The following is a 13,746-nucleotide window of genomic DNA, read 5'->3' on the forward strand; positions in this document are numbered from 1 at the left end:
CCAACTCATCGAACTCGCCACCGAACGAGGCGACCTCGACGAACTCCGCCGCCTCGCCGACCAAGGCAACAACACAGCCGCCGACCAACTCATCGAACTCGCCACCGAACAGGGCAACCTCGACGAACTCCGCCGCCTCGCCGACCAAGGCAACAACACAGCCGCCGACCAACTCATCGAATTGACCTCCGAGTAACTGCCTGTTGTCGATCCTCGGGGAAGGGCCGTCCATCCCCCTCCCCCGCATTGGCCCAAACAGCGTCACTTCGACACGACCCGGGTGGCCGGTCTTCGAGCGGCTCGAGCGACAGGCGATCGCTCACCTGGGCACCGCGCGAGCGATGCCACTCAGCCAGAAGCCTGACGTTCGAGAAAACGGGGGAAGTATGGCGAATCACTCCGGACTTGACACGCGGGAGGCGGTCCTGGATGCCTATGTCCCACTAACCGAGGATCCGGATCTCAGAGCGTTCTGCACGCAGATCTTCAAGCACCTTTCCCGGGTCGACCAGCGCCGCTGCGCCCATGCCTACGTGGAAGCGCTCCTCACCACGCCCGGCAAGAAGTCCATTCGTCGCCTCGCCCGCGCCATCTCGGCCTCCCCCGCCGCAGCGCAGTCACTGCGCCAGTTCGTCAACGCGAGCCCCTGGAACTGGGAGCCCGTCCTCCACGAACTCGCCACCTGGGCCGAAGGACACAGCCCGGCCCACGCGTGGACCATCGGCCGGGCCTTCCTGCCCAAACGCGGTGAGCGCTCGGTCGGCGTACACCGTCATTACGACCCGACCTCCAACCACACGCAGAACTGCCAACTGGGGTACGGCGCGTTCCTCTGCATCGACACCGCGTACATACCCGTCGCCTGGGAGCTGTCGCTGCCCGGGCCGTGGACCGACGACCCATACCTACGCCAACAGGCCCGCGTGCCGGACACCCAGCACTACCGTCCGCCGTGGGCCCACGTCCTCGGCCTCGTGGACACGCTGGCGACACGTGTCAAGTCGGCGCCACTGGTGGCGGACTTGAGCGAGGACCAGGACGTCAACCTCCTCATCAACGGGCTCAACCAGCGTGGCCAGCGCTTCGTCATCAAAGTGCCACACAATCTGGCGGTGACGATGAGTCAGAGTCTCGGGGTTCGCCAACCCCTTCACGCCTCCGTGCACTTCACGGTCCCGGCGCAGCCGCTGGAGACATTGACCGTCACCACCCCCGGCGGGGGGTGCCGTCCCACCCGCGTTCAGTCCATGAGAGTGCATGTGCAGGCCCTGCGTTCAGGTTCGCCCTCGGAACGGCCATTCCAGCTCTTTACCGAAATGCGCACGGGCAACCGTCCCGGTGCGGTCTGGATAACGAATCTTCCGCCTCAGCAGCTATCGGACGCCGTCAAGTTGGCGTCGTACGCGACCGGCCCCGCCGTCGCCGTGAGCGCGATGGCTCAGTGGTTCGGGCTGCTCGACTTCGAGGGGCGCTCCTTTCCCGGCTGGCACCATCACATGAGTCTGGTTTCCGCCGCCTACGCTTATCAGCGCCTCGGCCGCTCGCCACGGGCCACGTCCAGCGAGGACGGCCCGGCCGACCGGCGGTGAACCTTTGCAGACCCGAACATCGCTGCAGGAGGGCTCCGTTGCACGCCGGCGTCCCGTTCACGGACAGCTACTCCGAACGCATCGATGAGCACTTTCAAGCTCACGTTCCACGCGAGCGGCGCCTGGAGCTCGGAAAAGCAGCACTTCAGCCCACACGGCGCCCTCATCGGTCACACCATCGACCGCCACCTGGCCCAGTCGCCGGGGCACCTCGGGCATGGTCGTCGGCCGGATCAGTTTCGACGTCCTGGGGCGTCTCACCCTGGACGAGTGCGAGATCCGGTCTGCCCTCAGTCCCTCCCGCGCACACGAAGCCACGGGACAGGAAAGATCCGGACCATGCGCGGACCAACCAAGCCGCAAAGGCCACCCGTTACACCATCACAGCAGTTCAGGGGCTCGCAAGCGCTGTACCACCAGCAGACCAAGAACCTCCTCGTGTCGTACTCATCGAAGAAGCTGGGCTTCTTCTGGACACAGAAAAAGGGCGCCTGAACAGGGCAGATGCCCGTCAGGCGCTCTTTTGAGCGCGCACTTGAGCAGTGAGTCGAAAGGTGACCCTACTTCCGCTGTCCCCCACCGGTATCCCAGCTCTGACCAGCAGGTCCGGGGCTTTTCCGGGCCGTGGCCCCGCTAAGGCACCCCCAGGGCCGTCTGTCGGGGTGTCCCACCACTGCATGGACTCCTCGATCAGCCGGTTGGCATGGTTCCGCGCTTCGGCCAGGAACTTGGCGTAGTAGCGGAAGAGGACCTGGATGCTCTGCCCGGCTCGGCGCGCGCACTCTGGGGGGTCGACGCCGGAGGCCGGCCAGAACGGGATGCCGGCCTGCCGCAGGTCGTAATCGCGCTTCGCCAGCTCAAGGGCGTGCTCGTCGAGCGTAAGAACAGGCTCACGCGCTCGCGCAACATGCGGACGAGCACAGGAGGGATCGGCACCGGCCGCGTGGCCTTGGCTGCCCGCCCTTTCAGGGAGTGCAAATCCGCATCCCCGCCGGACGGTCGGGCCGACCCCATTGACACGCAGACACGCAGACACGCAGACAGACAGGACCGCCCGCACCGACACACGCCGCACAGGGGCGCCGCAGCGGACAGCGACGGATCCTGACAGTATCGGCCTGTCGGTCGCGGACGCCTCCCACCTCCTGTGGATATCACGCCCTGTTGAGCTCGTTCAGACGTATTCGGCCGCCGCGTCCAGCAGCCAGTCCGTCAGGTAGCCGGCAAAGGACGAACGGACCAGTACCCAGAATCCGGCCTTGGGTTCGTCCCTGGCGACCAGCACGATCTGTGTGCGGGCCAGGGTGGTCTGGGCGCAGCACCCGGCTCCGAAGACACGCGGGTGCAGATCCAGGGGGCAGCCATGTGCCAGCAGGTCACGGGCGCGTGGACCCGTGACAAGGAGGGTGGTGCGCTGGGCGGAGACGTCGGTGACACCCACGGGCTCGTCGCCACTCGCCGTCCTGATCCGGCTCTCCAAATCCCGCTGACCGCCGGTCGGGCCCACCACCAGCCATTCGTCGGGGCCTAGCCACACAGCGGTCAGCTCGCCGGCGCGCACGACGGTGTTGGGTTCGAGGGGCAGCTGGAGGCCCAGCGCGAGCCCGACGGCGTCCGCTGCCGCTCCCTTGGCGTCGAGCCGGACGTTGACCTGGGCCAGGAAGGGGAGTTCGGCCAGCCGGACCGCGCCCCCGGAGGTGCGCGTCGCGGCGGCCAGGCGGTCGGCGGCATGCGACAGGGGACTGCGGCGCGGGATGGTAAGGGCGGTGTCAGCCATCGCGGCGGGCTCCCTCGGGGTCGTAGAGGACGGGGCTTGCGACGGTCACCGGAACCAGCCGGTCGCCCACGGGGGCGTAGAGCCGCTCGCCGATGCGGTCCCGGCCGCCCTTGACCAGGGCGAGGGCGAAGGTCCGGCCGAGCGCCGCGCTGCGGTAACTGGAGGTGACGTGGCCGAGCATCGGGACGGGCGGGGCGGGCAGCACGCTGTCTGCAACCAGCTGCGTGCCTTCGGGGAGGAAGGTGCCCGGATCCTCCGGGAGCAGGCCGACCAGGTGCTTGCGGTCGGGGCGGACGGCGTCGGCGCGGGCGTAGGAGCGCTTGCCGATGAAGTCGGGCTTCTTCTTCGACACCGCCCAGCTCATGCCGAGGTCGTGCGGAGTGACGGTGCCGTCGGTGTCCTGGCCGATGATCGGGTAGCCCTTCTCCGCGCGCAGGACGTGCATGGTCTCGGTGCCGTAGGGGGTGATGCCGAACGGGGCACCGGCCTCGTACAGCGCCTCCCACAGGGCGAGCGCCTCCCACGGTGACACATTGATCTCATAGGCCAGTTCGCCGGAGAAGCTGATCCGGCACACCCGGGCCTCGACGCCCGCGACGGTCGTGTCCCGCCACGCCATGAACGGGAAGCTGTCGTTGTCCACCGCCAGCGCCGGCGCGAGCATCCCCAGCACCTCGCGGGAACGGGGGCCGACCAGGGCGACGGTGGCCCACTGTTCCGTGACGGAGGTGCAGTGGACGCGCAGCCCGGGCCATTCGGTCTGCAGCCATTCCTCCATCCAGTCCAGTACGGCGGCCGCGTTGCCCGTCGTCGTGGTGACCAGGAAGCGGTCCTGGGCGAGGCGGATGACGGTGCCGTCGTCGAAGATCATGCCGTCCAGGTGGCACATGACGCCGTAGCGGATCATGCCGACCTTCAGGGTGCTCATCATGTTGGTGTAGAGCCGGTCCAGGAAGACGGCGGCGTCCGGGCCCTGTACGTCGATCTTGCCGAGGGTGGAGGCGTCCATGAAGGCGACGCCGTCGCGGGCGGCGGCGCACTCGCGCAGCACGGCGGTCTCCATGTCCTCGCCATCCTGCGGGTAGTACCAGGGCCGCTTCCACTGACCGACGTTCTCGAACAGGGCGCCGTGCATGACATGCCAGTCATGCAGAGCGGTCGTACGGATCGGGTCGTGCAGTGCGCCGCGGTCGCGGCCCGCGAGCGTGGCGAAGGAGACCGGCGTGTAGGGCGGGCGGAACGTCGTCGTACCGAGGGCCGAGACGTCCACGCCGAGCAGTTCGGCGACGACGCCGCTGGCCAGGACCCCGGATGTCTTGCCCTGGTCGTTGGCGGTGCCGGCCGTGGTGTAGCGCTTGGTGTGCTCGACCGAGCGCAGACCTGCGCCGGTGGCGCGGGTCAGGTCGTCGATGGTGACATCGCGCTGGAGGTCGACGAAGCGGGGTGCGCCGGCGGCGCCGGGGACGAGGAAGACCTGCATGGCCGGAGAGTGCGGCTCGGCGGCCACGTCGGGAAGGCGGGGCGCCTCGGAGGCGTAGCCCTCGGCCTCGATCGCGCGGGCACCGGCGGCCGCGCCCTGCGCGAGGGCCCGGGCCAGGTCGAGGACGCCGTTCGCGCTGCCCGCGACCTCGACGGCCTGGCGGCAGGTGCCGGGGAGGAAGGAGCCGAGTGTGTCGTCGTAGCGCAGCTTTCCGCCCGCCTGGCTGAACAGGTGCGCTACGGGGTTCCAGCCGCCGGAGACCAGCAGCAGGTCGGCGGCGAACTCCCGGGTCCCTGCCGAATCCCCGTACGGAGCGGCCGTCACGGCGGTGAGCCGCGGGGCGCCTTCGGTGCCGACCACGGCGTGTCCGCTCAGCACCTCGATCCCGGACTCCCGGGCACGGCGCGCCCACTCCCCCGGCTCGGGCCGGGTGTCGACGATCGCCGCGACTTCCACGCCCGCCGCCGCGAGATCCAGCGCGGCGGCGTAGGCGCTGTCGTTGGTGGTGAAGACGACGGTGTGGCGGCCGGGAAGGACGCCGTGGCGGTTGACGTAGGCGCGGGCCGAGGCGGCCAGCATCACACCGGGGCGGTCGTTGTCCGCGAAGGCCAGCGAACGCTCGTGGGCGCCGGTGGCGAGCACGACGCGACGGGCGCGGATGCGCCAGACACGCTCGCGGGAGACATGCTCCGGGGCCTCGGCGCCGAGGTGACTGGTGCGGCGCTCGACGGCGAGGAGGTGGTTGTCGTCGTAGTGGCCGAAGACCGTGGTGCGACGCAGCACGCGCACCTCGGGCGCGGCTTCGAGGAGCGCTCCGATCTCTTCCGCCCAGTCGAGGAGTTCGCCCGACCCCAGCAGACTGCCGCCCAGCTCCGGCTGGTCGTCGGCGAGGATGACGCGCGCTCCGCTGCGCGCGGCGGCTGCCGCGGCGGCGAGTCCGGCCGGTCCGGCGCCGACCACGAGCAGGTCGCAGTGCGCGTGGACGGCGTCGTAGCGGGCGGGGTCCGGTTCGGTGGCGAGGCGTCCCTGACCGGGCAGGCTGCTCGCCACCAGACCGTCGTACAGTTCGACGGTCGTCGCGGGCAGCATCGGCTCGGGGAAGGGTGCCTCGATCTGGATGACGGCGTTGGGCTCCTCGACACCGGCCGAGAAGATGCCGCGCGGGCGGCCGAGCTTGATGCTCGTGCCGGCCTCGATGACGCCGTTGGCGAGGAGGGCGGAGGCGAGGGTGTCGCCGCGGAAGCCCTCGTACTCCGTACCGTCGAAGGTGAAGCGGAGGCGCTCACCGCGGTGGACTCGGCCGCCGGTGGGCAGCCGGAACGGTTGGGTGGCGACGGGAGTGGTTTCTTCCCCAAGCCCGCCCCTTCCCGAAACTGGGGCTGCCGCCCCGGACCGCGCGGGGTCCGTCGACGACTGCGGGTCCGTGGGTGGGTTGTGCCCACCTGCTCCGCCCTGCAGAACGCCTGCCCACAACCCAGGCCGGGTGGAATTGTCCGGCCTCGGCTCGCCCGCGCGGTACACGGAGAGAATCTCGTTCGTCGCCGTGTCGCGCACCGCGTTGAACCAGCGGCGGCATCCGGCCGCGTGGCTCCAGCGTTCGGCGAACGGGCCCTTGGGGTTGTCGCGGAAGAAGAGGTAGCGCGCCCACTCCTCGTCGGTCAGGGCGGCGGAGTCCTCGGGATAGGGCACGTGTGCCTGGCCGCCGTAGTGGAACTCGGCCTCGTCACGGGGCCCGCACCAGGGGCATGGGATGAGCAGCATGGGTTCGGCTCCCTAGTGGGCCACCGCGGCCGCGCCGTGCTCGTCGACGAGCGCGCCGGTGGTGAAACGGTCGAGCGAGAAGGGGGCGTTGAGGTGGTGAGGGGTGTCGTGGGCGATGGTGTGGGCGTAGACCCAGCCGACGCCCGGGGTGGCCTTGAATCCGCCGGTGCCCCAGCCGCAGTTCAGGTAGAGGTTGTCGACCGGGGTGAGTCCGACGATGGGTGAGGCGTCGGGGCTGACGTCGACGATGCCGCCCCAGGTGCGCAGCACATGGGCGCGGGCGAAGACCGGGAAGAGTTCCAGGGCGGCGGACATCTGCTCTTCGATGATGTGGAAGGCGCCGCGCTGGGTGTAGGAGTTGTACGAGTCGATGCCCGCGCCCATCACCAGCTCGCCCTTGTGGGCCTGGCTGACGTACACATGGACCGCGTTGGACATGACGACCGTCGGGTGCACCGGTTCGAGGAGCTCGGAGACGAGCGCCTGCAACGGGTGGCTCTGCAGCGGCAGTTCGATGCCGGCCATGGCGGCGAGCACCGAGGTGTGGCCGGCCGAGCAGAGCGCCACCTTCCCCGCCGCGATCGGGCCGAGCGTCGTCTGCACTCCTACGACCCGGCCGCCGACGATGTCGAGGCCCGTGACCTCGCAGTTCTGGATGATGTCGATGCCGGCCGCGTCGGCGGAGCGGGCCAGGCCCCAGGCGACATGGTCGTGTTTGGCGATGCCGGCGCGGGGCTGGTAGGTGCCGCCCATGACCGGATAGCGCACGTCGGGCGAGATGTTGACGATCGGGCAGACGTCCTTGACCTGCTGCTCGTCGAGCCATTCGGCATCCACGCCGTTGAGCCGGTTCGCCTCGACACGGCGCACGCTGTCACGGACGTCCTGGAGGCTGTGGGCGAGGTTGAGCACACCGCGCTGGGAGAAGAGGATCGGGTAGTCGAGCTCCTCCTCCAGTCCCTCCCACAGCTTGAGCGCGTGCTCGTAGATCCCGGCGCTCTCGTCCCACAGGTAGTTGGAACGGATGATCGTGGTGTTGCGGGCCATGTTGCCGCCCGCCAGCCAGCCCTTCTCCAGCACGGCGACGTTGGTGATGCCGTGGTTCTTCGCCAGATAGTGGGCGGTGGCGAGACCGTGGCCGCCGCCGCCGACGATCACCACGTCGTACGACCGCTTGGGCTCCGGCGTGCGCCACAGCCAGTCGGGGTGCTCGGGGAGCTCGGCGCCGGGGGTGCGGGGGCTCATCGGACTTCTCCGGCTTCTTGTGCTTCTGCTTCTGCTTCTGCTTCTGCTTCTGCTTCTGCTTCTGCTTCTGCTTCTGCTTCTGCTTCTGAAAGGTGCGGGTAGAGCGGGTGCTTGGCGGCCAGCGCCTCGCTGCGGGCGCGCAGGGCGGCGATGTCGGGCTCGGGCTGAAGGGCCAGGGCGATCACATCGGAGACCTCTTCGAAGTCGTCATCCGTGAAGCCTCGGGTGGCCAGCGCCGGGGTGCCGATACGCAGTCCCGAGGTGACCATGGGCGGGCGCGGGTCGAAGGGCACGGCGTTGCGGTTGACGGTGATGCCGATCTCGTGGAGCAGGTCTTCGGCCTGCCTGCCGTCGAGCTGGGAGTCCCGCAGGTCGACCAGGACGAGGTGGACGTCCGTGCCGCCGGTGAGGACCTTCACCCCGGCGGCGGCCGCGTCGGCCCGGGTGAGGCGTTCGGCGAGGATGCGGGAGCCGGCGAGCGTACGGGCCTGGCGCTCGGCGAACTCGGGTGACGCGGCGACCTTGAACGACACCGCCTTCGCGGCGATGACGTGCTCCAGAGGGCCGCCCTGCATACCGGGGAACACCGCCGAGTTGATCTTCTTCGCGAGGTCGGCCTCATTGGTGAGGATGACGCCGCCGCGGGGACCGCCGAGCGTCTTGTGCGTCGTCGTGGTGGTGACGTGGGCGTGCGGTACGGGGTTGGGGTGCAGCCCGGCGGCGACGAGACCGGCGAAGTGCGCCATGTCGACCATGAGGAGGGCGCCCACCTCGTCGGCGATCCGCCGGAAGGCCGCGAAGTCCAGCTGCCGCGGGTACGCCGACCAGCCCGCGATGATCATCTTGGGGCGGTGTTCCTTGGCGAGGCGTTCCACCTCGTCCATGTCGACGAGGTTGTCCGCCTCGGCGACGTGGTAGGGCACGACGTTGAGCATCTTGCCGCTGTAGTTGATGCGCATGCCGTGCGTGAGGTGCCCGCCGTGCGCGAGATCGAGGCCGAGGATGGTGTCGCCGGGCTGCAGCAGGGCGAAGAAGACGGCGGTGTTCGCCTGGGCGCCCGAGTGCGGCTGGACGTTGGCGAACCCGGCACCGAAGAGGGACTTGATCCGCTCGATGGCGAGGCGCTCGGTGACGTCGACGTGTTCGCAGCCGCCGTAGTAGCGGCGGCCGGGATAGCCCTCGGCGTACTTGTTGGTGAGGACCGAGCCCTGGGCCTCCAGCACGGCGGAGGGCGCGAAGTTCTCGGAGGCGATCATTTCGAGGGTGGACTGCTGGCGGTGCAGCTCGGCGCGGAGTGCGGCGTGGACCTCGGGGTCCAGTTCCGCCAGGGGGGTGTTCAGCGCGTTCATACGGCGTTCGCGTTCCTCTCGGCGGCCTCGACGACATTGGCGAGCAGCATCGCCCGCGTCATGGGTCCTACGCCTCCGGGCATCGGCGCGAGCCACCCGGCGACCGAGGCCGCGTCCGGGTGCACGTCGCCGACCAGCCCGTGGTCGGTGCGGGTGATGCCGACGTCCAGGACCGCCGCGCCGGGGCGCAGCATGTCCTTGGTGATCAGCCCGGGCGAGCCGGCGGCCGCGATGACGATGTCCGCCTCGCGTACGTGCCAGGCCAGGCCCTTGGTGCCGGTGTGGCACAGGGTCACGGTGGCGTTCTCTGACTTGCGGGTGAGCAGCAGCCCGATGGGTCGTCCGACCGTGATGCCCCGTCCGATCACGCACACCCGCGCTCCGGCGAGCGGCACGTCGTGACGGCGGAGCAGTTCGACGATGCCGCGCGGGGTGCACGGCATCGGGGCCTCGACGCCGAGGGCGAGCCGGCCGAGGCTGACAGGGTGCAGGCCGTCGGCGTCCTTGGCCGGGTCCATGCGTTCCAGGACGGCGTTCGCGTCTAGGTGGCGCGGGAGCGGGAGCTGAACGATGTAGCCGGTGCAGGCCGGATCGGCGTTGAGCTCGTCGATCACGTCCTCGACCTGCCCCTGCGTGGCATCGGCGGGCAGTTCGCGGCGGATGGAGGCGACACCGATCTGCGCGCAGTCACGGTGCTTGCCGCCGACGTAGGCATGGCTGCCGGGGTCGTCGCCGACCAGGACCGTGCCGAGCCCGGGCGGGCGACCGTCGGTGGCCGTCAACTTGGCCACGCGTTCGGCGAGTTCGCGACGGATCGCGGCGGCGGTCGCCTTGCCGTCGAGCAGCTGTGCGGTCACTGGCAGTGCTCCTTCCCTCGAAGCCGACGATGTCGTGCTAGCCACGGAGGCGGGACATGGTCGGGTCGAACAGGGGCTCCTCGGCGACGACCGCCTCGACGCGCTGGTCGAAGTAGCCGATGTGCACGGTGGTGCCGGGGGTGGCGAGTTGCGCCGGGAGCCACGCGTAGGCGATGCCCTTGCCGATCGTGTAGCCGTAGGCGGCGCTGGTGACATAGCCGACGGGGCGGTCGCCGTCGTACACCGGCTCCTTGCCCAGGACGACGGCCCCCGGGTCGTCGATGGTGAGGCAGGTGAGCTTGCGCCGCACGTCGGCCTTGCGCCGCTCGAGTGCGGCCTTGCCGATGAAGTCGTCCTTGTCGAGCTTGACGGCGAAGCCGACCCCGGCCTCGTAGGGGTCGTGTTCGTAGGTCATGTCGGTGCCGAAGGAGCGGTAGCCCTTCTCCAGGCGCAGGCTGTTGAAGGCGCCGCGGCCGGCGATGACGCCGCCGAGCGGCTCGGCCGCCTGCCACAGGGTGTCCCAGAGTTTCTGGCCCTGGTCGGCGGTGGTGTAGAGCTCCCAGCCGAGCTCACCGACGTACGACAACCGCATGGCGGTGACGGGCACCGAGCCGATGTAGGCGCGCTTGGCGCGGAAGTACTTCAGGCCGTCGTTCGAGAAGTCCGCGTCGGTGAGGGGCCCCAGGACCTTGCGGGCGAGCGGTCCCCACAGGCCGATGCAGCAGGTGCCCGGGGTGATGTCACGGACCTGGACCGTGCCGTCGGCGGGGAGGTGGCGGGTGAACCAGTCGAGGTCCAGGTTGCCGTTGGCGCCGACCTGGAAGAGGTCGCGGGCCAGGCGGGCGACGGTGATGTCGCTGCGGATGCCGCCGTCGTGGTCGAGGAGCAGGGTGTACGTCACCGAGCCGACCGACTTGGCAACCTTGCCGGTGCACAGGCGCTCCAGGAAGTCGGCGGCACCGGGGCCGCTGACCTCCAGGCGCTTGAGGGCCGTCATGTCGTACATCGCGACCGTCTCACGGGTGGCCTGTGCCTCGGCGCCGACGATGGGCGACCAGTAGCGCGCGGCCCAGTCGTTGGGCGTGGGGATGGAACGGCCCTCGGCCAGGCCCGCGTTGGCCTCGTACCACTGGGGGCGCTCCCAGCCGTTCGCCTCCAGGAAGAAGGCGCCCAGTTCCTGCTGGCGGGCGTAGAAGGGGCTCGTGCGGATCGGGCGCGGGTCCCCCGACGGCTGGAGGGGGTGCAGGATGTCGTAGACCTCGACGAAGTTCTGGCAGTCGCGGGCCAGGACGTACTCCGGGGCGAGCTGGTGCGGCTCGAAGCGGTTGACGTCGCACTCGTGCAGGTCGAAGGACGAGCAGTAGCCGTCGACCAGCCATTCGGCCATGGCCCGGCCGACGCCGGCGGAGTGGGTGACCCAGACGGCCTCGGCGACCCAGAAGCCCTTGACGTCCGGGGATTCACCGAGGAGCGGCTGGCCGTCGGTGGTGAAGGAGAACAGGCCGTTGATGCCCTCCTCGACCTTGGCCTCCCGCGTCGCGGGGAGCAGGGACTGGGTCTCGGTCCAGGCGTCCTCGAAGTCGTCCTCGGTGAACTTCAGGACCGACGGCATCTCGTCGGCCTCGTCCACGGACAGGATGTCGTCGACGGAGACCGGCATCGGACGGTGGCCGTAGTAGCCGATGCCCAGGGTGTCGAAGCGGTCGCGGTAGTAGAGATCGGCGTCCTGGTGGCGCAGGATCGGGCGCACCGCCTCCTCGGCCTGGCCCGCCAGCGCCGGTACCGGCCCGGTCCAGGCCAGTTGGTGGCCGAGGGGGGTGAGCGGGAGGTTCATGCCGACCATGCGGGCGATCTTCGGGCCCCAGATGCCGGCGCAGCACACGACGATGTCGGCGGGGATCTCGCCCTGGTCGGTGAGGACGCCGATGACGCGGCCCTCGCTCTGCCGCACGTCGAGGACTTCGTGGCGGGCGAGGAAGCGCACACCGCGCTCGGTGGCCCGGCGGATCTGCGCCTCGACGGCGAGGACGGCCTTCGCGAGGCCGTCGGTCGGTACCAGGAGGCCGCCGAGGACCTTGTCCGGGTTCACGAGCGGGTGCTGCTCGACGCACTCCTCGGGGCTCAGCAGCCGGGCCTCGATGCCCCAGGCGGTGACCCAGCCGTGGCGGCGGTGCAGCTCCGCGACGCGCTCGGGGGTGGTCGCCACTTCGAGACCGCCGACCTGCAGGAAGCAGGGCCGGCCGTCGACGTCGAGGGAACAGAACTTCTCGACCGTGTAGCGGGCCAACTCGGTCATGGTCTTGGAGGAGTTCGTCTGGAAGACCAGGCCCGGGGCGTGCGACGACGATCCCCCGGTGGCAGGGAGCGGGCCCTGGTCGACCACGGTCACTTCGGTCCAGCCTCGCGCGGAAATCTCGTCAGCGAGCGCCGCTCCCACGACGCCCGCTCCGATGATGACCACTCGGGGTCCCGCCATCGCCGCACCTCCGACTTGAAAGCAATCAAGTTGCTGTCTGCGCAACATGCTTCAGGTTGCGCAACTCAATGTGCCTGTCACGAGGAGTGGGTGTCAAGGGGTCCGTGACGTCGGAAAACAGCCCGAAACGCGACGAGGCCCGGCAGGCTGCCAGCGCAGCCTGCCGGGCCCGTCCGGCGGATTTCCGGGTCGCTCGTGCGTCAACGGTCCAGCTCCGGAGGGGTGCCGGAGACGGAGCCGCGTCGCGCCCTACTTGATCCAGGCGTCGACCTTGTCGCGGTTGGCGTCGACCCACTTCTTCGCCGCGGCGTCGTCGGACATCTTGTCCTGGGCTATGTACTTGGCCACGGTGTTCTGGTCGTCGTTCGTCCAGTTGAAGTTCTTCACCAGGTTGTAGGCGGGGCTGCCCGACGTGGAGAACTTGGCGCTGACGATCTTGTCCAGGTCGTACACGGGATAGTCACAGGCGACCTTGGCCGCGACGGCGTCGCAACCCGTCGTGTACTTCGGCAGGTTCACCTTGACCAGCGGCACCTCGGACAGGAACCACTGCGGCTCGTAGAAGTAGCCGATCACCCACTGCTTGTTCTTCTCGGCGGTCCGGAAGGCCTGGATGAGCGCGGTCTCGCTGCCCGCGTACACCACCTTGTAGTCCAGCTTCAGGTTCGTCACCAGCGCCGCGTCGTTGGTGACGTACGACGGGTCGCCGTCCAGGAGCTGGCCCTTGCCGCCCGACTCCGAGGTCTTGAAGTTGGACGCGTACTTGTTGAGGTTCTTCCAGTCGGTGATGTCCGGGTGCGCCTTGGCCAGCCACGGCGGCACGTACCAGCCGATGATGCCTTTGTTGCCGGTCTGGCCCGCCTCGACGGCGGTCTTCTGCCCGGAGATGTACTTCTTCTTCAGGTCGTCGTGGCCCCAGTTCTCCAGGACCGCGTCGACCTCGCCCGTGCCGAAGCCCTGCCAGGCGATCTGCTCCTTCAGGTCCTTCTTGTTGACCGTACAGCCGAGGTCGTGCTGCGCGACGTACGCGACGACCGCCGCGTCCGCCTCGTAGCCCACCCACGGGTTGACCGCGAGGTTGAAGGTGCCGCACTTGCCCGAGCTCTTGGAGCCGGAGGAGGCGGTGTCGCCGACCTTCGCTCCGCCGCATGCGGTGAGAGTGAGACCGAGGACGGCCAGGCCGGCCGCGCCGGTTCGCCAGTGTCTTGCCAT

8 protein-coding genes and 2 pseudogenes are annotated in these 13,746 nt (G+C 69.5%); 3 read left to right on the forward strand and 7 right to left on the reverse strand.

Going from position 1 to position 13,746, the window contains the following annotated elements; genetic code table 11:
* From ABZ656_RS02950 to ABZ656_RS02960, 3 genes and pseudogenes are all read left to right on the forward strand, one after another.
* Positions 1 to 196, forward strand: a pseudogene (locus tag ABZ656_RS02950) (hypothetical protein); the annotation flags it as partial.
* A gap of 190 nt (positions 197 to 386) precedes the next feature.
* Positions 387 to 1,589 carry a transposase gene (locus ABZ656_RS02955; protein WP_180362722.1) on the forward strand — a complete coding sequence of 401 codons (1,203 nt, stop codon included), beginning with the start codon at positions 387 to 389 and terminating at the stop codon, positions 1,587 to 1,589.
* 38 nt (positions 1,590 to 1,627) lie between these two features.
* Positions 1,628 to 1,872: pseudogene (locus tag ABZ656_RS02960) on the forward strand (thioesterase family protein); the annotation flags it as partial.
* Between the two features lie 891 nt (positions 1,873 to 2,763).
* On the opposite strand, the gene ABZ656_RS02965 reads toward ABZ656_RS02960, so the two are convergent.
* From ABZ656_RS02965 to ABZ656_RS02995, 7 genes are all read right to left on the reverse strand, one after another.
* Positions 2,764 to 3,366: a sarcosine oxidase subunit gamma family protein gene (locus ABZ656_RS02965; protein ID WP_101407786.1), complete on the reverse strand. Its 603-nt coding sequence runs from the start codon at positions 3,364 to 3,366 to the stop codon at positions 2,764 to 2,766.
* The gene (locus tag ABZ656_RS02970) at positions 3,359 to 6,607 is read right to left on the reverse strand and encodes a sarcosine oxidase subunit delta family protein (RefSeq protein ID WP_360263899.1); all 3,249 of its coding nucleotides are present in this window, start codon (positions 6,605 to 6,607) and stop codon (positions 3,359 to 3,361) included. The genes ABZ656_RS02965 and ABZ656_RS02970 overlap by 8 nt, the downstream gene beginning before the upstream one ends.
* A gap of 12 nt (positions 6,608 to 6,619) precedes the next feature.
* Positions 6,620 to 7,852 (reverse strand): sarcosine oxidase subunit beta family protein, encoded by a 1,233-nt coding sequence (locus ABZ656_RS02975; protein ID WP_075025968.1) that lies wholly within the window; start codon positions 7,850 to 7,852, stop codon positions 6,620 to 6,622.
* The gene (gene glyA / locus ABZ656_RS02980) at positions 7,849 to 9,201 is read right to left on the reverse strand and encodes a serine hydroxymethyltransferase (RefSeq protein ID WP_360263902.1); all 1,353 of its coding nucleotides are present in this window, start codon (positions 9,199 to 9,201) and stop codon (positions 7,849 to 7,851) included. Before glyA ends, ABZ656_RS02975 begins: the two co-directional genes overlap by 4 nt.
* Positions 9,198 to 10,058, reverse strand: coding sequence for a bifunctional methylenetetrahydrofolate dehydrogenase/methenyltetrahydrofolate cyclohydrolase (locus tag ABZ656_RS02985; RefSeq protein WP_101407789.1), 861 nt, complete (start codon positions 10,056 to 10,058; stop codon positions 9,198 to 9,200). Before ABZ656_RS02985 ends, glyA begins: the two co-directional genes overlap by 4 nt.
* A gap of 37 nt (positions 10,059 to 10,095) precedes the next feature.
* Positions 10,096 to 12,534, reverse strand: a complete 2,439-nt coding sequence (locus tag ABZ656_RS02990) for an FAD-dependent oxidoreductase (protein ID WP_101407790.1) — start codon at positions 12,532 to 12,534, stop codon at positions 10,096 to 10,098.
* Between the two features lie 249 nt (positions 12,535 to 12,783).
* Positions 12,784 to 13,746: an ABC transporter substrate-binding protein gene (locus ABZ656_RS02995; protein WP_101407791.1), complete on the reverse strand. Its 963-nt coding sequence runs from the start codon at positions 13,744 to 13,746 to the stop codon at positions 12,784 to 12,786.

The sequence above is a fragment of the Streptomyces sp. NPDC007095 genome (genome assembly GCF_040634475.1).
Classification (GTDB): domain Bacteria; phylum Actinomycetota; class Actinomycetes; order Streptomycetales; family Streptomycetaceae; genus Streptomyces.